Annotated in this window: 18 protein-coding genes; 1 reads left to right on the plus strand and 17 read right to left on the minus strand. The window is 64.2% G+C overall.

All coding sequences use genetic code 11. The features are described from left to right. Window position 1: 1 nt before the first annotated feature. From AC0L2L_RS15930 to AC0L2L_RS15990, 13 genes are all read right to left on the minus strand, one after another. Complete coding sequence (locus tag AC0L2L_RS15930; RefSeq protein ID WP_473579530.1) at window positions 2–1,204, minus strand: pyridoxal phosphate-dependent aminotransferase; 1,203 nt, start codon at window positions 1,202–1,204, stop codon at window positions 2–4. After that, window positions 1,204–2,835: a hydantoinase B/oxoprolinase family protein gene (locus AC0L2L_RS15935; RefSeq protein WP_473579531.1), complete on the minus strand. Its 1,632-nt coding sequence runs from the start codon at window positions 2,833–2,835 to the stop codon at window positions 1,204–1,206. The genes AC0L2L_RS15930 and AC0L2L_RS15935 overlap by 1 nt, the downstream gene beginning before the upstream one ends. Then, on the minus strand, window positions 2,832–4,928 hold the full coding sequence (locus AC0L2L_RS15940; protein WP_473579532.1) for a hydantoinase/oxoprolinase family protein: 2,097 nt from the start codon (window positions 4,926–4,928) through the stop codon (window positions 2,832–2,834). The genes AC0L2L_RS15935 and AC0L2L_RS15940 overlap by 4 nt, the downstream gene beginning before the upstream one ends. Continuing rightward, complete coding sequence (locus tag AC0L2L_RS15945) at window positions 4,925–6,595, minus strand: thiamine pyrophosphate-binding protein (protein WP_473579533.1); 1,671 nt, start codon at window positions 6,593–6,595, stop codon at window positions 4,925–4,927. Before AC0L2L_RS15945 ends, AC0L2L_RS15940 begins: the two co-directional genes overlap by 4 nt. Before the next feature lie 113 nt (window positions 6,596–6,708). After that, entirely contained in the window at window positions 6,709–8,115 is a 1,407-nt protein-coding gene (locus AC0L2L_RS15950) for an FAD-binding oxidoreductase (RefSeq protein ID WP_473579534.1), read from the minus strand. A 53-nt stretch (window positions 8,116–8,168) separates the two neighbouring features. Next, the gene (locus tag AC0L2L_RS15955; RefSeq protein WP_473579535.1) at window positions 8,169–8,933 is read right to left on the minus strand and encodes an amino acid ABC transporter ATP-binding protein; all 765 of its coding nucleotides are present in this window, start codon (window positions 8,931–8,933) and stop codon (window positions 8,169–8,171) included. Between the two features lie 10 nt (window positions 8,934–8,943). Continuing rightward, the gene (locus AC0L2L_RS15960) at window positions 8,944–10,023 is read right to left on the minus strand and encodes an amino acid ABC transporter permease (RefSeq protein ID WP_473579536.1); all 1,080 of its coding nucleotides are present in this window, start codon (window positions 10,021–10,023) and stop codon (window positions 8,944–8,946) included. Window positions 10,024–10,026: 3 nt separating this feature from the next. Next, the gene (locus tag AC0L2L_RS15965; protein ID WP_473579537.1) at window positions 10,027–11,190 is read right to left on the minus strand and encodes an amino acid ABC transporter permease; all 1,164 of its coding nucleotides are present in this window, start codon (window positions 11,188–11,190) and stop codon (window positions 10,027–10,029) included. A gap of 82 nt (window positions 11,191–11,272) precedes the next feature. After that, window positions 11,273–11,449, minus strand: a complete 177-nt coding sequence (locus AC0L2L_RS15970; protein ID WP_473579538.1) for a hypothetical protein — start codon at window positions 11,447–11,449, stop codon at window positions 11,273–11,275. Further along, a complete protein-coding gene (locus tag AC0L2L_RS15975; RefSeq protein ID WP_473579539.1) occupies window positions 11,404–12,300 on the minus strand; it encodes an amino acid ABC transporter substrate-binding protein in 897 nt (298 codons plus the stop codon). The genes AC0L2L_RS15970 and AC0L2L_RS15975 overlap by 46 nt, the downstream gene beginning before the upstream one ends. Before the next feature lie 89 nt (window positions 12,301–12,389). Then, complete coding sequence (locus tag AC0L2L_RS15980; RefSeq protein ID WP_027167718.1) at window positions 12,390–13,337, minus strand: LysR substrate-binding domain-containing protein; 948 nt, start codon at window positions 13,335–13,337, stop codon at window positions 12,390–12,392. An 84-nt stretch (window positions 13,338–13,421) separates the two neighbouring features. Then, window positions 13,422–14,171 (minus strand): SDR family NAD(P)-dependent oxidoreductase, encoded by a 750-nt coding sequence (locus AC0L2L_RS15985; protein ID WP_473579540.1) that lies wholly within the window; start codon window positions 14,169–14,171, stop codon window positions 13,422–13,424. 12 nt (window positions 14,172–14,183) lie between these two features. Further along, window positions 14,184–14,894 carry an SDR family oxidoreductase gene (locus AC0L2L_RS15990; protein ID WP_473579541.1) on the minus strand — a complete coding sequence of 237 codons (711 nt, stop codon included), beginning with the start codon at window positions 14,892–14,894 and terminating at the stop codon, window positions 14,184–14,186. A gap of 14 nt (window positions 14,895–14,908) precedes the next feature. Between AC0L2L_RS15990 and AC0L2L_RS15995 the strand changes: the two genes are divergently transcribed. Beyond that, the gene (locus AC0L2L_RS15995; protein ID WP_473579542.1) at window positions 14,909–15,148 is read left to right on the plus strand and encodes a hypothetical protein; all 240 of its coding nucleotides are present in this window, start codon (window positions 14,909–14,911) and stop codon (window positions 15,146–15,148) included. A 25-nt stretch (window positions 15,149–15,173) separates the two neighbouring features. Here the strand turns inward: AC0L2L_RS15995 and AC0L2L_RS16000 are convergent, their stop codons facing one another. From AC0L2L_RS16000 to AC0L2L_RS16015, 4 genes are all read right to left on the minus strand, one after another. Beyond that, entirely contained in the window at window positions 15,174–15,962 is a 789-nt protein-coding gene (locus AC0L2L_RS16000) for a FadR/GntR family transcriptional regulator (RefSeq protein WP_473579543.1), read from the minus strand. Between the two features lie 55 nt (window positions 15,963–16,017). Beyond that, complete coding sequence (locus AC0L2L_RS16005) at window positions 16,018–16,365, minus strand: RidA family protein (RefSeq protein WP_473579544.1); 348 nt, start codon at window positions 16,363–16,365, stop codon at window positions 16,018–16,020. A 10-nt stretch (window positions 16,366–16,375) separates the two neighbouring features. Continuing rightward, a complete protein-coding gene (locus AC0L2L_RS16010; protein WP_473579545.1) occupies window positions 16,376–17,182 on the minus strand; it encodes an SDR family NAD(P)-dependent oxidoreductase in 807 nt (268 codons plus the stop codon). Beyond that, window positions 17,175–17,684, minus strand: a 510-nt coding sequence (locus AC0L2L_RS16015) for a shikimate dehydrogenase family protein (protein WP_473579546.1), incomplete at its 5' end; no start/stop codon positions are given. The genes AC0L2L_RS16010 and AC0L2L_RS16015, both read right to left, overlap by 8 nt.

Here is a 17,684-nt window from a genome sequence, read left to right on the forward strand (position 1 = left end):
TCTACTCCACTTGCGCGACGGCGGCATTGATCCGCGAGATCGCCTCGGCCAACACCTCTTCGCTGGTCGCGGTCGAGATGCGGAAATAGGGTGACAGTCCATAGGCGACGCCGGGCACCGACGCCACCCGGCCTTCGTTCAGAAGATAATTCGATACAGCCGCATCGTCCTCCAGCACGACGCCCTTGGGCGTCTTGCGGCCGATCAGGCTGGCGCAGCCGATATAGGCGTAGAAGGCGCCCTCCGGCGGCGAGAGCGTCAGGCCGTTGATCTTCCTGATGCCGTCGACGACCAGGTCGCGGCGCCTCTCGAAAGCCTGCCGGAAACGCGCGACCTCATCCTGCGGGCCGTTGAGCGCGGCGACGGTCGCTGCCTGGGCGATCGAGCAGACCGAGGTGCAGGACTGACTCTGGATCGTCGACATCGCCTTGAGCAGCGGCGTCGGCCCAGCCGCATAGCCGACGCGCCAGCCCGTCATCGCATAGGATTTCGAGACGCCGTTGACGATCAGGGTGCGGTCCTTGAGTTCGCGGCAGGCCTTGCCGAACGAAACGAATTCGCGCCCGTCGAAGAGGATGTGCTCGTAGATCTCGTCGGACAGGATGAGCACCTGGGGGTGTTTTGCCAGCACCGCGCCCAGGGCCTTCAGATCGGACTCCGAATAAACCGCGCCGGACGGGTTTCCTGGCATGTTGAGGAAAAGCCACTTTGTCCTTGGCGTGATTGCCTTTTCCAGCAGGTTAGGCGTCAGCCGGAAACCCGTTGTCTCCGGGCACTCGACGACAATCGGCGTGCCGCCGAGAAGCTTCACCATTTCGGGATAGGAGACGAAATACGGTGCCGGCAGGATCGCCTCGTCACCGGTCTCCAGCGTCGCCATCAGCGCGTTGAAGATGATCTGCTTGGCGCCGTTGGCGACCACGATGTCGTCGGCCGTGTAGTCCAGTCCGTTCTCGCGGCGGAATTTTCCCGCGATGGCTTCGCGCACCTCGACCGTGCCGGCGGCTGCCGTATAGAGTGTCTGGCCGGCCTTTGCCGCGAAATGGGCGGCATCGACAATGTGATTCGGTGTCGGAAAATCGGGCTCGCCCAGGCCGAGATCGATCACGTCCACGCCCTTGGCGCGCAGCGCCTTTGCCGCTTGGGAGGCCGCCATCGAGGCCGATGGCTTCACCACCGAGAGGCGCGAGGCAACATAGCTCATCAGTCGTTCTCCGTGATGTATCCCTTGGATCGGTCATTGGCCCGTGCGCCGGCGCTGCGCCTGGCCGGATCGCCATAGCCACCGCCGCCCGGCAATTCCAGGATCAGCCGGCGCCCTGCCGGCACATGCTGCCAGCCCTTGGGGCGCATCTTGGTGCCGTCATCGAGCTTGACCACGCCGGCAATGCCCGGCTTGCCGCCGTTGCGTCCGTGAGCCGGATGATTGACGCGGTCGAACATGGCGGAAAAGTCGAACTCGTGTCCTTCGGTCGCGGCGATCTCGATGACCTGTCCAAGGCCGCCGCGAAATTCGCCGTCGCCGCCGGAGCCCGGGCGCAGCTCCTTGCGCCAGATCACGATCGGACCGGTATGCTCGGTCGCCTCGATCGGCATCGTGTGCACGCCGGAGGGAAAGGCCGTCGCCGACAAGCCGTCGAGTTCGGGGCGGGCGCCCATGCCGCCGGAGTTGAACATCAGCACTTCGGCCCGACGACCGGAGCCGCCGGCGACAGGCCGCGCCGAGATGTGGATGTTCCACAGCGCGCCGGCGCCTTCGGCGAGGATCTTGCCGGGCAACGCCTTGGAGAAAGCGCCAAGCACCAGGTCGGGAACCATGTGGCCGAAGATATGCCTGAGCGCCACCGGCGCCGGCCGCACGGCATTCAGGATGTTGATCGGCGACGAGACGGTGAAGAAGGCGAGCGAGGCGGCATTGTTGGGAATGTCGGGCGCCACCATGCATTTCAGCGCATAGCAGGCATAGGCCTTGCTGTAGATGATCGGGCAATTGATGCCCCAGCGGCTCATCGGATCGGTGCCGGTGAAATCGACCTCGACATGGTCGTCGCGGACCGAGACCGTCGCGGCAAGCTTGACCGGTTCGTCGTAGCCGTCGGTCACCAACTCGTTCGACCAGCTTCCCTTGGGCAGCGCCTTGATGCGTTCGAGCATGGCGTCGCGGGTGCGCGAGAAGATGAATTCGCCGAGCCCGTCCAATGAGGTGAGCCCGATCTCCTTCATCATGTCGACGAGGCGGCGATGGCCGACCTCGTTGCAGGCGGCTAAAGAATAGAAATCGCCGACCACCTGGTTCGGCTCGCGGACATTGGCGCGCAGGATGCGGACGAGGTCGAAATTGACCTTGCCCTTTTCCGCGAACTTCATGATCGGGATCTGGATACCTTCCTCATAGACCGACTTGCCGTCGGCGCCGAAGCCGCGCCCGCCGACATCGACGACATGCGCCGTGCAGGCGAAGAAGGCCACGAGCTCACCGTTCCGGAAGGACGGCGACACCATGGTGATGTCGTGCAGATGGCCAGTGCCCAGCCAGGGATCGTTGGTGACATAAGTGTCGCCCTCGAACATGTTGTCGCGCGGGATCTCGTTCATGAAATGCAGCACGGCTTCGGCCATGGTGTTGACGTGGCCGGGTGTGCCGGTGACCGCCTGCGCCAGCATCTGGCCGCGCGGGTCGAACACACCGGCCGACAGGTCGCCGGATTCGCGCACCGAAGTCGAAAAGGCCGTGCGCAGCAAAGTGAGCGCCTGTTCCTCGACCACCGAGATCAACCGGTTCCACATGACCTGCATGCGGATTTCGCTGATGTTGCTCTTGCCCGGGTCGCTCATGCCTGGCTGCCTTTGCGGATCAGGAGGATTGCACCGTCGCTCTGGATGACGGCGTCGAAGCTGGTGGTGACGACGGTCGATGTCTCGCGCTCGACGATGACCACGGGGCCCGCCACGCGATCACCGGCGCAAAGCGTGTCGCGCTCTACGATGCCATAGGTCTGGGGCGCGCCGGTCGCTGGATCGAACACCGCGCGGGTCGTCGCCGGCTCGTTCGACGTCTCGCCCGTGGCCAGTTCGTGTCTCGCAGCGGAAGGACGAACATCGGTCGCCTTCACCGACCATGTGACGATCTCGATCTCCAGCCCGTCGAGCCCTTCGATGGCGCGGCCGAAGAAGCGCTGGTAGCTGGTCTCGAACAGCTCCTTGAGCTTGGCGACGGCATCGTCGCCGAACGGCTCGTCCGCCAGCGGCACCGGGATTTCCCAGCCCTGGCCGGCATAGCGCATGAAGGCGGTGATCTCGCACACGATCTTGCCGCTGGCGCCGGTGCGCACAAAGCCCTCGGCGGACGCCTTGAGGTCGGCCAACAAGGCGTTGACTTCGGCCGGCTTGAACCGCGACAGCCGCGTCAGCTTGGAGGCCAGCGCTTCATAGCCGAATGGCGCCTTGAGGAAACCGATGGCCGAGCCAACACCGGCGCCTTTCGGCACGATACAGCGGTCGATGCCGAGCTTTTCGCACAGCCTTGCGGCGTGCAGCGGTGCTGCGCCGCCAAAGGCGATCATGAGATTGTCGGAGATGTTCTTGCCGTTCTCGACGGCATGGACGCGAGCGGCGTTCGCCATGTTCTCGTCGACCACCTCGCAGATGCCGAAGGCCGTCGCCATGGCATTCAGCGACAGGCGCTCGCCGACATCGCGCAGGATCGCCTGTTCGGACGCGGCTGCGTCGAGCTTGATCGCGCCGCCGGCGAAATTGTCGGGATCGAGCTTGCCGAGCACCAGGTCGGCGTCGGTGATCGCCGGGCGCTTGCCGCCGCGGCCGTAGCAGGCGGGGCCCGGTTCCGAGCCAGCGCTTTCCGGTCCGGTCTGGATGCGACCCATGGCGTCGACCCAGGCGATGGAGCCGCCGCCGGCGCCGATCTCGATCATCTCGATCACCGGAATGGAGATCGGCATGCCCGAGCCCTTCGAGAAGCGATAGGTGCGCGCCACCTCGAATGTCCGCGCCGTGCGTGGCGCATAGTCCTCGATCAGGCAGATTTTTGCCGTGGTTCCGCCCATGTCATAGGAGACGACCTTCTCCAGGCCGAAGCGCCTGGCGATGTCGGCGGCGAAGATGGCGCCGCCCGCGGGGCCAGATTCGACCAGCCGCACCGGAAATTCGGAGGCCGTCTCCACCGAGATCAACCCGCCGCCGGAATGGATCATGAAGACCGGGCATTCGGCGCCCATGTCCTTCAGGCGCGTTTGCAGCCGGGCGAGATAGTCGGCCATCTGCGGCCGCACATAGGCATTGGCGCACACCGTGTTGAAGCGCTCGAACTCGCGCATTTGCGGCGAGACCTCGGCGCTGATCGAAATCGGGATAGTCAGTTTCCTGGAAAGGATTTCGCGCGCGCGACGCTCGTGGTCCGGATTGGCGTAAGCATGGATGAAGCCGATCGCCACCGAGCCGAAACCGGCGGCGGCAATCTTGTTAGCGATCTCTTCGAGGGCGGTCTCGTCGAGGGGCTGCAGCTCCTGGCCCTCGGCGCCGATGCGGCCCTTGACCGTGAAGCGGTCCTCGCGCGGGATTAGCGGCGTCGGCAGTTGCAGGTTCAAATCATACTGCTCGAAGCGGTTTTCCGTCCGCATCTCGATCACGTCGCGGAAACCCTCCGTCGTGACCAGCGCCGTCCTGGCGCCACGCCGCTCGATGAGTGCGTTGGTCGCGAGCGTCGTGCCGTGGATGATGATGCCGATCTCGGCGGCCGAGATGCCGGCATCGCGGATGACCACGTCGATGCCGTCGAGGATCGCCTGCTCCGGCGCTGAATAGTTGGTCAGCACCTTGGTCGAGAACATCGTTCCTCGCACGTCGAGGGCGATGTCGGTAAAGGTACCGCCGATATCGGCGCCGAGACGGATGTCTTCGGTCTGGGAGGTCATGCCTTGGCCTTCTGGGAAGCGAGTGCTGCGTCGCGCATCTGGGAGAGGGTCTGCCGGGGTGTGAGCGCTTCGGGAGAAACGGCGATGTCGAGAACGGCACCCGTCGTGGAGTTGAGCGCCCGCTCGAACACCGCCGCGAAATCCCCGGTGGATTCGACCCGCTCGGCGTGGAAGCCATAGGCCTTTGCCAACGTCACGAAATCCGGGTTCTCGAGCGAAGTGCCGGAGACACGCGCAGGATAGTTGCGCTCCTGATGCGCGCGGATCGTGCCGTAGATGCCGTTGTTAACGATCAGCACGATCGGCTGCGCGCCCGCCTGCCTGGCGGTGCCGAGTTCCTGGCAGTTCATCTGGAAATCGCCGTCGCCGGCAAAGCAGACGACCGTGCGCTGCGGAAATGCCACTTTCGCGGCGATCGCGGCGGGCAGGCCGTAGCCCATGGCGCCGGATTGTGGCGCAAGCAGTCGCGCTTCCGGCCCGAACTTGAAGAACTTGTTCGGCCACACTGTAAAGTTGCCGGCGCCGTTGGTGAGGATGACGTCGGCCGGCAGGGTCTCGCGCAGCCAGGCGGTGACCGCGACCATGTCGACGGGGCCGGGCTGAACGGGCGCGGCGAATGTTCCTTCATAGGCCTTGCGGGCCGCCGTGCGCCAGTCGGCCCAGGCGCCCTTCACCGGGGACAGCGCCGCCGCGAAGGCGTTCGGACCGGCATGGATGCCGATCGTCGGCACATAGATCTTGCCGATCTCGCGGTCCGAGCCATGGACATGGATGAGCTTCTGGCGCGGCACGGGAACGTTCAGCAACGTATAACCATCCGTGGTCATCTCGCCGAAGCGGACATTGACGGCGAGGATCACGTCGGCCTCGCGGATCAGCTTCTTGACATGCGCCACCATGCCGACGCCGGCCTCGCCGACGAAGACCGGCGAATGGTTGTCGAACTGGTCCTGGTAGCGGAAGGCGGCGACGACCGGGATGTCGCAAGCCTCGGCAAAAGCCTGGAGCGCGGCGCGGCCATCCGCCGTCCAGTTGGCGCCGCCCATGAGCAGCACCGGTTTTTCGGCCGAGGCCAGCATCTTGAGCGCCGAAGCCATCGCGTCCGCGCTCGGCGCCGGCTCGAAAATCGAAGCCGGCCCGCTGAGCGGCGCGGCCTCGGTCATGGTCGTCAACATGTCTTCCGGCAGCGCAACCACGACGGGGCCGGGCCGACCGGTCAAGGCGGTGGTCCAGGCGCGTGCTACGATCTCGGGAAGGCGCGCGACGTCGTCGATCTCGACCGCCCATTTGGCGACGGTTCCGTACACCGCCCGGTAGTCGATTTCCTGGAAAGCCTCGCGGCCTTTCATATCGGTGCCGACCTGGCCGACGAACAGGATCATCGGCGAACTGTCCTGCATCGCCGTATGCACGCCGATGCTGGCATTGGTCACGCCCGGGCCACGGGTGACGAAGCAGATGCCGGGCGATCCGGTCAGCTTGCCATAGGCCGAGGCCATGAACGCCGCACCGCCTTCGTTGCGGCAGAGCACGTAGTCCAGCTTGCCACGCGTGTCGTGCAAGGCGTCGAGAACGGCGAGATAGCTCTCGCCGGGGACCCCGAAGCTCTTGGTCGCGCCGAGCGCGATCAGGCACTCGACAAGAAGGTGACCGCCATTGCGGACCATGCTTCGGCATCCTTACAGCTGGCGGCAAGCGTACCGAGCTTGCCTTCGGTTATACCTGCACTCCAGCGGGCCGGCGCGAAATCAAGAAATGCGGTTCATTCGAAAGTTTTTCTTTACTGTGACGCGCGCACCAGAACGCCGGGATTCATCGTGCCCTGCGGATCGAATGCGCGCTTCAGCCGCGCCATGAGGTCGCGCTCGATGGGGTCGCGATTCCGGTCGGCCATGGCGATCTTTGCGCGCCCTAGCCCATGTTCTGCCGCGAAGCTGCCGCCCATTTTGGTGGCGAGCGCAGCCAGCGCCTCGGCGAACGCCGCGGCCTTGCCGTTGAAATCGGCGCGGCCTTCCGGCGGCGACAGATTGTAGTGGATGTTGCCGTCGCCGAGATGGCCGAACGGGTTGATGCGCACACCGGGAAGAATGTCGTTGCATAGACCGGCGCCGGTCTCGATGAAGCGGGCAATCGCGCCCGGCGGCACCGAGATATCGTGCTTCAATTGCTCGCCTTCGAGGCGCTGCCCCTCCGGCTGCTCCTCGCGCAGGCGCCAGAACTGCGCCCGCTGCGCGCCCGAATTCGCCAGCGCGCCATCCGTGACCAGACCTTGCTCCATGCCCCATTCCAGCGCCGAATTCAGGATCTCGTCCAATGGGACGCGTGTCGAGCCCGAAGCCAGTTCGACGAGCAGATAGACGTCACCGCGCGACTCGAGCTGGTAGGCGAGATCCGGCAGGTGCTTGAGTGCGAGGGCGAGGCCGGCATCCGAAAAGAATTCGAGCCCGGCCAGGAACTCTCCGGCTTCACTGCGCAGGAAGGCGCCAAACGAGGCCGCGGCGGCAAAGTCGGACATCACCAGGAGCGCGCTCGCCTGTTGGCGTGGCGTGGGATAGAGCCGCAATACAGCACGCGTCACAATGCCGAGCGTGCCTTCCGCGCCGCAGAACAGCTTGCGCAACTGATAGCCGGCATTGTCCTTCTGCACCGCGCGCAACCCATCCCAGATCTCGCCATTCGGGGTGACGACTTCGAGGCCGAGCACAAGATCCTGCATCATGCCGTGGCGAAACGCCTGGCTGCCGCCGGCATTGGTGCCGATCAGGCCGCCGATCCTGGCACTGCCCTCGGCGCCGAGATGCATCGGGAACATCAGCCCATGCGGCTCGAGCGCCTCGTGCAGCGTCGCGAGAACGACGCCGGCGTCGACCGCGATCGACCCGCTCTCCGGATCCGGTTCGCCGATTGCAGTCATGCGCGAAAGCGAGATGATCACCGCGTTCGCCTGATTGGCGACCGCACCGCCGCACAGGCCCGTATTCCCGCCTTGCGGGATCACCGCGACGCCTGCTTCCCGGCATGCCTTCACGACCTCCGCCACTTCAGCAGTGTTCGCCGGCCTGGCAACCCCCAGGGGCGTGACGCCGTAGCGGTTGAGCCAGTCGCGCCGGTAGGGTTCGGCGTCGGTGCCCGAAAGCCAGCCTTTCGGCCCGAGGACTGTCTGCAATGCACCAACGGGATCGGTCATCGAAATACCTGAGCTATGCGATGCGCCGCCTATAGTCAGTTGTATCGCGCGGCTCAATGGCCCAGCACCTGCGACAGGAACCGTTGGGTACGCTCGTTGCGGGACGCGCTGAAGAATTCCTCCGGCGGCGCCTCCTCGACAATCTCGCCCGCGTCCATGAAGACGACGCGGTCGGCGACCCGCCGTGCGAAACCCATCTCATGGGTGACGCAGATCATCGTCATGCCTTCGGAGGCGAGTGTCACCATCACGTCGAGCACCTCCGATATCATTTCCGGGTCAAGTGCCGAAGTCGGTTCGTCGAAAAGCATGATCTGCGGCTGCATGCACAGTGCCCGCGCGATTGCCACGCGCTGCTGCTGGCCGCCGGACAATTGTCCGGGAAACTTCATCGCCTGCTCCGGGATGCGGACTTTTTCCAGATAGCGCCGGGCTCTTACTTCAGCTTCCGCTCGAGGCTGCTTGCGCACGATCAACGGCGCCAGCATGCAGTTCTCCAGCACGGTCATGTGCGGAAAAAGATTGAAGTGCTGGAACACCATGCCGACCTCGCGCCTGATCCCGTCGACGTTGCCGACATCGTCGTTGAGCTCGGTGCCGAGCACGGTGATGCGGCCGCCATTGTGCCGCTCGAGCCGGTTGATGCAGCGGATCATGGTCGATTTGCCGGAGCCGGAGGGACCGCAGACGACGATCTTCTCGCCGCGCTCGACGGACAGGTTCACGTTCCGCAGTGCGCGGAATGTGCCGTAGTATTTGTCGAGGTTTTCGAGGCGGACGGCAGGTTCGCCTGATTTGGTCGAATTGCCAGCAATCATGTGTGTCTCCCTACCGTTCGCCGACCGCCATGCGGCGCTCTAGGAATGCGCCATAGCGCGACAGGCTGAAGACGAAGATGAAATAGATGAAGGCGATGAAGGCATAGACCTCGACATAGGCGAAGCGCCACTCGCCGGTGCCGTAGGCGGCGTTGCCGGAGGCCAGGATCTCGAAGAAGCCGACGATGACCACCAGCGAGGTCTCCTTGAAGGAGATGACGAACTGGTTGATCGTGGCCGGCAGCGCGTTGCGCATGGCCTGCGGCAAGACGATGCGGCCGATGCGCTGCCAATAGCTCATGCCGAGCGCCATGGCGGCCTCTTCCTGTCCTGCCGGAACGCCCTGCATGCCGCCGCGCACGATTTCGGCCTGATAGGCGGAAAAGAACAAGGCCGATCCCAGGATCACGCGGTAGAGCTTGTCGCCCTGCAGCCATTGCGGCAGCGCGAAGGGCAGGACGATGGCGAAGGTGAACAGGATCGAGATCAGCGGCAATGAACGGACCCCATCGATGACGAGGCCGGTCGTTCTGGATATCCACGGTAGCTCGGAGCGGCGCAACAGCGCCAGGCAGATCGCCAATGGGAAGCCGATCAGGCAGGTGGTGACGAAGATGAAGAGGGTCAGAGCCAGGCCGCCCCACGCCTCCTCGCCGACATAGGCAAGGCCTAGCACGCCGCCCTTCATCAGCACGTAGTAAAGCGCCGCTCCGGCTCCCCAAACCAGCGCAATGCGGCGGCCCGTCCAGAAGGCCGGAATGCAGCTTAGAACGGTCATGACCACCACGACGACGCAGGCCAGCGCCGAGCGCCATTGCTCTTCAAAGGGATAGAGGCCGAAAAGGATGATGCGCCATCTGGCAGCGATGACCGACCAGCAGGCGCCGGCCGCCGCCTGGCATGCTTCAGGCCCGCCGCTGGTTGTGAACACGGCCGAAAAGACAGCCCAGTTGAGCAGCTTCCAGACGACGAAAACCATGATCGCCAGGGATATCAGCGACAGCAGAGCCTGAAGCGGCGTCGCGAAGAAGCGGCGCTTCAGATCTTCGAGCCTGCCCGGAGCAGGGGGAGCGACAACGACCATCTCCATCTCTCAGCCCCTCAATTGATTGCCCTTGAGGGCAATGGCTTTGTTGATGCGGTTGAACACGGCGGCCAGGCTGAGGTTGATCGCGAGGAAGCCCGCCATCAGGATGCCGATGGCTTCCAGCGTCTGGCCGGAATGGTTGATGGTCAGCGCCACGATCATGAAGAAATCGGTGAAGCCCACCGCAATGCCCATGGTCGTTGCCTTCATCAGCCAGACATACTGGTTGGCGAGGATCGGCAGCATGGCGCGCAGCGCCAGCGGAAGCCGCACCAGCGTGAAGATCCGCCAGGGGCTGAGCCCCAGCGATTGCGCCGCCTCCATCTGTCCCTTGCCGACAGATTTGAAGCCGCCGCGCACGATCTCGGCGATGTAGGAACCGCCATAGATAGCGATGGCGATGGCTAAAGCGGAAAATTCGGGCGGAATGCGCAAGCCTCCCCTAAGGTTGAGGCCTTGCAAGGCGGGGAAGTCGACCAGCGGCAGGTCCGGCAGCCGGCCAACCGCCAGGATGATCGCCGCGCAGACCAGGGCCGCCGCCGCGCCGGCGACCTGGATGCCGAGCCGCTCGCCGACCGGTCGGCTGAGGCGCGCTGTCCTACCCAGCCAGATCGGCAGCACGACGGCAGCGATCAGCGCGACTGCGGTGGCGACCATGGCCAAGTTGCCGATATTCGGAACCGGCACGTAGAGGCCACGGCTGGTCAGCAGCATGCCCAAGCCCTGATGCGCGGCGCGCGGCGTCGGCAGGTGCGTGATGACCGCGTACCAGAAGAAGACCTGGAGGATCAGCGGGATGTTGCGGAAGATGTCGACATAGGTGCGGCCAAGCAGCCGCGCCAATTCGTTCGAGGAGGTCCGCGCCAGGCCGACGATCGTACCTACGACCGTCGCCAGGAGCAGTCCGGTGCTGCCCAGGAACAGCGTGTTTATGATGCCGATGAGGAAGTACCACCAATATGGATCATTGGCGCTGGCCGGCAGCAGCGAGAAGTTCACATCCCAGCCCGTCGACTTGAACAGGAAGTCGAAGCCGGAGGTGATCCCTTGCGCGGCAAGGTTCCGCCTGGCAATCATCACGCAGGCAAGGACCATCGCGGCAAGTGAGCCGACATAAAGGGCCTGCAACAGCGCGTTGCGGACCTTCTGATTTCTCAGCAGGCTGACCATCGACCCATCTTTCTCGAATTACAGCCGGCTCCGCCTGGCAGGAGCCAGGCGGAGCCCAGAACGGGACAGCTCTTGACGTGGATCAGTCGATCACCAGCGGGAACAGGACACCGCCATTGTTCCACAAATTGGTCAGCTCACGATCCATCTTGTAAGGCGAGTCCTTGCCGAGATCGCGCTCGAAGATCTCGCCGTAATTGCCCACCTTCTTGATCACGTTGTAGGCCCAGTCGTCGGAAAGCCCGAGACCCTTGCCCATGCCCGGCGTGACGCCGAGGAACTTCGCCACCTGCGGCGAGGTCGGCTTGGCCTTGATCTCATCGACATTGGAGTGCCTTCCTGCTCGGCGAAGATCAACGTGCTGAGCGTCCAGTTGGCGATGTCGACCCAGTTGTCGTCGCCTTGGCGCATGATCATGACTTCGGGCTCGACGGCGAGCACGTCGGGCAGGATGACATGGTCTTCGACCTTGCCCTTGGCGATGCGGGCGATGGCGAGCGTCGGCCCCCACTGCGCGTAGAGATCGCAGCGTCCGGAGAAATAGGCCTGTTCGAGCTCTTCGGTTTTTTCAATGAGCACGGGCTCCAGCTTGATGCCGATCTTCTGGGTGTAGGCGGCGACCTGCTGCTCTTGCGAGGTACCGGCGGGAATGCAGATCGTGCCGCCATTGGCGTCCTTCAGCGACTTCAGGTTAAGCTCCTTGTGCGCCATCACCTTTGTCGTGCCGAGGTAGTAGGACGTCGAGAATTGCAGGCCGAGCTCGGTGTCGCGGCTGAGCGTGCCACCGGAGGCCTTGATGATGATGTCGACATCGCCCGACTGAAGCGAGGGCCAGCGCTGCGCCCAGCTGATCGGAACGACCTTCAGCTTTGCCGGGTCGCCGAACACGGCGGTCGCCACCGCCTTGCAAAGGTCAATGTCCATGCCCTTCCAGTTGCCCTTGTCGTCGACCTCGGCGAAGCCGAGATACGAGCCGTCATGGCCGGTGCAGTTGAGCACGCCGCGCGCCTTGACGGTTTCGAGCGTCTTGCCGCCCGCCGCTTGCGCCGGCGCTGCCAAATGTACGAGGCCAAGGGCCACGGCAGCGGCCCCCCATTTGATCATTTTCATGTTTGTTGTCTCCACTGTTGAGGTTGTTTCGTTTCTTGTTGTTGGAGCTCCGCAAGATGCTTTTCGGAGCCCGTTCTCGAAGCCGATTGTCAGTCGGAAAGCGGGGTCGGTTTGGGCAGGGGAACCTTGAGATCGCTCCGCCAATCCTGCTGAGCCAGCCATCGATGGAGGGCGGCCACAGCCTTCACACGCAGATGCCCGCGCGGGACCACAAGGTAGAAGCCGGGCACTTCCTCCGGCCTCATATCGGCAATTGCGTCGCGGCCGATCGGCGCGACCAGCGCACCCGAGCGGAAATCCTCCTCGGCGTCGATCACGGAGACCAGACCGACGCCGATGCCTTGCAGGGTCGCCCGGCGCATGGTCGCCGCGTCGTCGAAGCTGATGCTGCGGTCGCCGTCGGTCAGCTCCACTCCGAGGTGGCGCAATATGTCCGGCCACAGGCGCTTCGACTTGACCGTGTCGAGCAGCGTGAACCGCGTGAGGTCCCGCGCCGACTTGATCTTCTCGCCGATCGCCGGGGTGCAGCAGATGATCTTCGGATCCGGTACGAGCAGCGTGGTCTCGTAGTCCGGCCAGTTGCCGTAGCCCCACTGGACAGTCATATCGATGTCGTCGCGCCCGAAATCGGGCAGGTCGACCATCGTGGTCAGGCGAAGGTCGGCGCCCGGCAGGATCTCGCGGAAGAGCGAAAGCCGCGGCAGCAGATAGTGCGTGGCGAAATAGGGGCTGGCATTGAGGTTGATGCGGTCGCGGTAGTTCGACTTGGTGACGCGCCGAACGCCCTCGGAGAATTCGTCGAAGCCGGCCTTGACGTAGTGGGAGAGCAGAATGGCGGATTCAGTCAATTCGATCGAGCGGCCCTTGCGCTCGAACAGCGTCACCTGGAGCGTGTCTTCAAGCAGCTTGATCTGTTGGCCGACGGCCTGCGGCGTCACCAGCAATTCGTCGGCCGCCTGCCGGAAGCTCTTGTGCTGCGCGACGGCGTGGAAGACGCGCAGCGCGTTGAGCGAAGGGAGGCGAAGCTTGCCGGTCATGGTGAATTCCGCCTCCTTTCGTTCGAGACTCCGTCGATCATGCATTCGCGCTATTTCAGACGCCTCCGGCTTCTGAAAATTGATTCAAGCGTAGATGTAGCCACCTGAAACAATTACGTTTTCACCCGTCATGTAGGTGTTCTTCGGCCCACCGGTCATCAACACCCATTCGGCGATTTCGGTCGGCTCGGCGCCGCGGCCGAGGGGGCTTGCCTTGGCCAGTTCCTCGAGGAAGCCGAGGGCCTTTGCCTTCTCCGTGGCCATGCCGGCGGGCGCGACGGAATTCACCAGGATCCCATCCTTGGCGACATGATGGGCAAAGGAGCGCGTCAGGCTGACGACGGCAGCCTTGGTCGCCGCGTAATGCGCGTTCTGCGGATGCGCCTTGAAGGCGTCGACGGAGGTCAGATTGACGATGCGGCCGCGCACATGGGCTTTTGGCTCCTGCGACTGCATGTGGCGAACCGCGGCCACCATCATGTGGTAGGTGCCCTTGATGTTGATACCGTTGGAAGCGTCCCATTCGGCGTCGGTGATTTCGAGCAGAGGACGGCGCGGATAGATCGCGGCGCAGTTGATCAGCGTGTCGACGCGGCCGAGCTTCGAAACGACGGCGTCGAAGGCGGCATGGCACTGAGGCCCAACCTGGATGTCGCAAGTCGCGGCCGCGGTCGGCAAGTTCTTGGCCTTCGCCGGTTCGAGCGCAACCTCAGCGGCCTCCTGGTTGATGTCGATGATGCCGATCTTGGCCGCCCCGGCCTCGACGGCCAAGCGGGCCAGGAGCGCGCCGAGGCCGGCGCCGCCGCCTACGATCAGAACGGAGAGGTCCTTCATTTAAGGTTTTCCTTACTTGGTGCCGCTTGGCGAAGTCGGCCAGGTCGGCATGATGTCGAAACGGGTAACGTCGGCCCATGCCGGGAGCGCGAGCACCGCGACGACCATCCTGGCCACGTCATCCGGCTGCACCACCTTGCTGGCGTACATGGCCTGGCGGGCCTTGGTGTCGAGGATGCCGTTGTAAAGCTGCGTCTCGACGCGGCCGGCGACGATCTCGGTGACGCGTATGCCGGACGGGGAGAGGTCGGCGCGCAGCGCGCCGGCAAAGCCGGAGATGGCCGCCTTGGTAGCTGCATAGACGGCAATGTTGGAGAATGGGGCGTGGCCCGCGACGGAGCCGGTGAACAATATGTGCCCGGACTTCCGCTCGCGCATCTGCGGCACGACGAGGCGGGTGAGGAGGATGGCCGCGCTGAGGTTCACCTCCAGCGTGGTGTCGATGTCGGCGATCTTCATATCGGCGAAATTGCCGAGAGGCGGCATGATGCCGGCATTGTTGATCAGCACATCGATGGTGATATCCGCCAGCACCGATTCCAGCGCCTCGCGGTCGGTGACATCGACGGCAACCGGCACGATGCCCGGACGCTCGGCCTGCAATTCCTTGAGCGCGGCCTGACTGCGGCCGACCGCGTAGACGTCGTAACCGGCGTCGCTCAACGCGATCGCCATGGCTCGTCCTATGCCGCTCGTGGCACCTGTGATGAAGGCTGTCGTCACCTGGGCTTCCCCGATTGCTTGATGTTCAATTTGCGGCCTGGGCCGATGCCGCGAAACCAAGAAAAGCAGCAAAAAGGAAAGATAAACTTTCGAAAGCCATTGCGGCGTTTGAAACGTTCTACGCTGCTTGCGCGATCTTCAAGGCCGAAAATCAAAGGAAAACAATGCTTTCGGCGCGCAGGCGGAGGCTCCTGCCGGTCGATCGAACAAAAACATGGCTTTCGCAACTGCGTGGCGGATTGCCTTCGGCGTGAGCGTTCAGGATCGCATCTGACGCGGCTATCCGCCCGTCGATAACGGCCTTTTCATCCTGGTGAAGAGCGAGGCCGCGGAAGCCTTTTGCTCGGCATCCGTCGCCTCGACCCCCGACGCCTTTGCCAGGGCGCGAACACGCCCCAGGCTGTTTTGCAGATGCTTGCGCATGGCCTGGCGGGCGGCGCGGCCGTCCTGCCTTTCGATGGCATCGACGATGGCTTCGTGCTCGCGGTGGATGCGTGCGTAGTAGCTGTCCTTGAGTGCCGGCTCTACCACATAACCAAGCTGGAAGCGTGGCACGATCATCGGCCCGAGATAGCTCAGGAAGCCATGGATGAATTCGTTGTGCGCCGCCTTGGCGATCGCAAGATGGAAGTCGTAATCGTAGTGGATCTGGACGGCGGCGGGATCCGCCTGCCGGGCGTCGATGTCGTCCATCATCGCCCTGATATCGCTTGCTTGCCCGTCGGTGCGGCGTTCCGCGCAGAGTCCCGCGGATTCCACTTCGACACTCAACCTCAATTCAAGCAAGGCGATGGTTTCCGGCAACGTCCGCAGCGCCTCGTCGGGGATCGAGAAATTGCGCGGGACGGGCGTTTCGCTGACGAACATGCCGCGACCCTGCTGGGGCACCACCATGCCTTCGGAGCGCAATCGCGCCGCCGCTTCGCGCACGACGGTGCGGCTGACGTCGTATTCGGCGCAGAGCTCCGCCTCGGTCGGCAGCTGCGCGCCGGGCGGCAACTGTCCGGAGCGGATTTTTTCGGCCAGGCTCTCCGCCACCAAGGTGGAAAGCGGCTTGCGCTTTGTCATTGAGATCCTTTCGCCCAGTCCAGATTCGCGATGATGCCTGAACCGGCAAGACCATTCAAACCGCCGCTGTGACGATGAGTTCGACAAGCATCCCGGGCTTGGTCATCCGTCCTTCGCCCGAAGAGCGCGCCGGCGCATGTTCCTTCGGCATCCAGCCATCCCAGACCGTGTTGACCTCATCGAAATCGCGCACGTCGTCCAGCCACATCTGGACGTGAAGGATGCGGGTCTTGTCCGTGCCGGCCTTGGCGAGCAGCGCGTCGATCTTGCCGAGCACCTCGCGCATCTGGTCGGCGGCGGATTGGCCCGGCCGGGCAACCTGGCCGGTGAGGTAGAGCGTGCCGTTATGGATGACACCGTGATGGATGCGGGTGTCGAAATCGAAGCGCTGGATATCGCTCACAGGTTCTCTCTCAAATTGCCGGCGTCTGCCGGATGGGGTTGCCTTGCAAGTACTGCGCGTAGGGCGCCTGAACGAGCCAGCCGGCATCGACGGGCAGCGTGACGCCGGTGATCGACGCGGCACGGTCGGAGCAGAGGAACAAGGCCGCCTCGGCGACATCGCGCGGCTCAACGAAGCGGCGCAGCGCGGTTGTGGCCCGGATCGCTTCCGGATTGCGCTCGCCCTTGGCAATCTTCGCTTTCAATCCATCCGACAGCGTGTAGCCGGGCGCCACGGCATTGACGCGAACCCCATGCGGGCCGAGCTCGGCGGCCAGCATCTGGGTAAGCGCCAGCACCGCATGCTTGCCGGGCGTGTAGGCCGGGAGCGAAAGCGGCGCGAAAGAGGCAAGCGAGCCGACATTGAGGATCGCGCCTCGCCCGGCGGCCGACATCAGCCGGCCGAACACCTGGCAGCCAAGCAGCGTGCCGCGATAGTTGATGCGCCACATCCGCTCGTCTTCGTCGAGATCCTGGTCGAGCACATGCTTGCCGCTCTGCAGGATGCCGGCGCAGTTGACCGCGACGTGAGGCGTGCCGAACGCATCGCCGACAGCTCGCGCCAGTGCTTCGACCGAGGCCGGATCGCTGACATCGGTCTGGACGAAGAGCGCGCGCGGCGCGCCAGCGCTCTCGCATGCGCCGGCCACGTTCTGGCCCCGAATGGCGTCGCGGCCGGCGACGACCACCTGATAGCCGTCCTCGGCAAAGCGCTCGGCGATCGCGCGGCCGATGCCGGACGTGCCGCCGATGACGATGGCGGTTTTCGCATCAGCCATTGCGGCGATCCTTCCGCTCGATGTCGAAGAATTCGGCCATGGCTTCGACCTGGAAATCCATCATTGGGCGCCCGGGCTGGATGCGGCACCCGATCTCCTTCGCCGCCTTGAGCAGGGCGGTTTCGGCCGGCTCCATGATGATATCGACGACCGTCATCTCCGGTGTCAGCTTGCTCACATCCATCGGCAATGGATCGCTGGCTTTCAGCCCAGACGGCGTGGCGTTGATCGCCATGTCCATGCCGGATGGATCGGCTTGCCCGATCTCGATCCGGCAGCTGGGAAACGTCTTGTTGACCAGCGAAGCGAGTTTTTGCGCGCGTTCCTTGTCGATGTCGGCCAGACGGATTTCCGCCGCGCCTTCCTCGGCAAGGCAGTAAGTCAGCGAGGCGCCCGCGCCCCCCCCCGCCCCCCGGGGGGGGTTGGTTGGCCCCGCGCGCGGGGGCGCCCCCCAGCGCCCCCAGGGAAATAACCCCCCCCCCGCAAATTTTGGGGGGCCAAG

It is taken from the genome of Mesorhizobium sp. WSM4832 (assembly GCF_055811115.1).

Bases quoted from the DNA above. Each gene is read 5' to 3' on its own strand.
- AC0L2L_RS15955 (WP_473579535.1), bottom strand. From the start codon at position 8,933: ATGATTGCTGGCAATTCGACCAAATCAGGCGAACCTGCCGTCCGCCTC.
- AC0L2L_RS15930 (WP_473579530.1), bottom strand. From the start codon at position 1,204: ATGAGCTATGTTGCCTCGCGCCTCTCGGTGGTGAAGCCATCGGCCTCG.
- AC0L2L_RS15935 (WP_473579531.1), bottom strand. From the start codon at position 2,835: ATGAGCGACCCGGGCAAGAGCAACATCAGCGAAATCCGCATGCAGGTC.
- AC0L2L_RS15950 (WP_473579534.1), bottom strand. From the start codon at position 8,115: ATGACCGATCCCGTTGGTGCATTGCAGACAGTCCTCGGGCCGAAAGGC.
- AC0L2L_RS15980 (WP_027167718.1), bottom strand. From the start codon at position 13,337: ATGACCGGCAAGCTTCGCCTCCCTTCGCTCAACGCGCTGCGCGTCTTC.
- AC0L2L_RS15965 (WP_473579537.1), bottom strand. From the start codon at position 11,190: ATGGTCAGCCTGCTGAGAAATCAGAAGGTCCGCAACGCGCTGTTGCAG.
- AC0L2L_RS15960 (WP_473579536.1), bottom strand. From the start codon at position 10,023: ATGGAGATGGTCGTTGTCGCTCCCCCTGCTCCGGGCAGGCTCGAAGAT.
- AC0L2L_RS16010 (WP_473579545.1), bottom strand. From the start codon at position 17,182: ATGGCTGATGCGAAAACCGCCATCGTCATCGGCGGCACGTCCGGCATC.
- AC0L2L_RS16000 (WP_473579543.1), bottom strand. From the start codon at position 15,962: ATGACAAAGCGCAAGCCGCTTTCCACCTTGGTGGCGGAGAGCCTGGCC.
- AC0L2L_RS15940 (WP_473579532.1), bottom strand. From the start codon at position 4,928: ATGACCTCCCAGACCGAAGACATCCGTCTCGGCGCCGATATCGGCGGT.
- AC0L2L_RS15945 (WP_473579533.1), bottom strand. From the start codon at position 6,595: ATGGTCCGCAATGGCGGTCACCTTCTTGTCGAGTGCCTGATCGCGCTC.
- AC0L2L_RS15985 (WP_473579540.1), bottom strand. From the start codon at position 14,171: ATGAAGGACCTCTCCGTTCTGATCGTAGGCGGCGGCGCCGGCCTCGGC.
- AC0L2L_RS15970 (WP_473579538.1), bottom strand. From the start codon at position 11,449: ATGGGCAAGGGTCTCGGGCTTTCCGACGACTGGGCCTACAACGTGATC.
- AC0L2L_RS15975 (WP_473579539.1), bottom strand. From the start codon at position 12,300: ATGAAAATGATCAAATGGGGGGCCGCTGCCGTGGCCCTTGGCCTCGTA.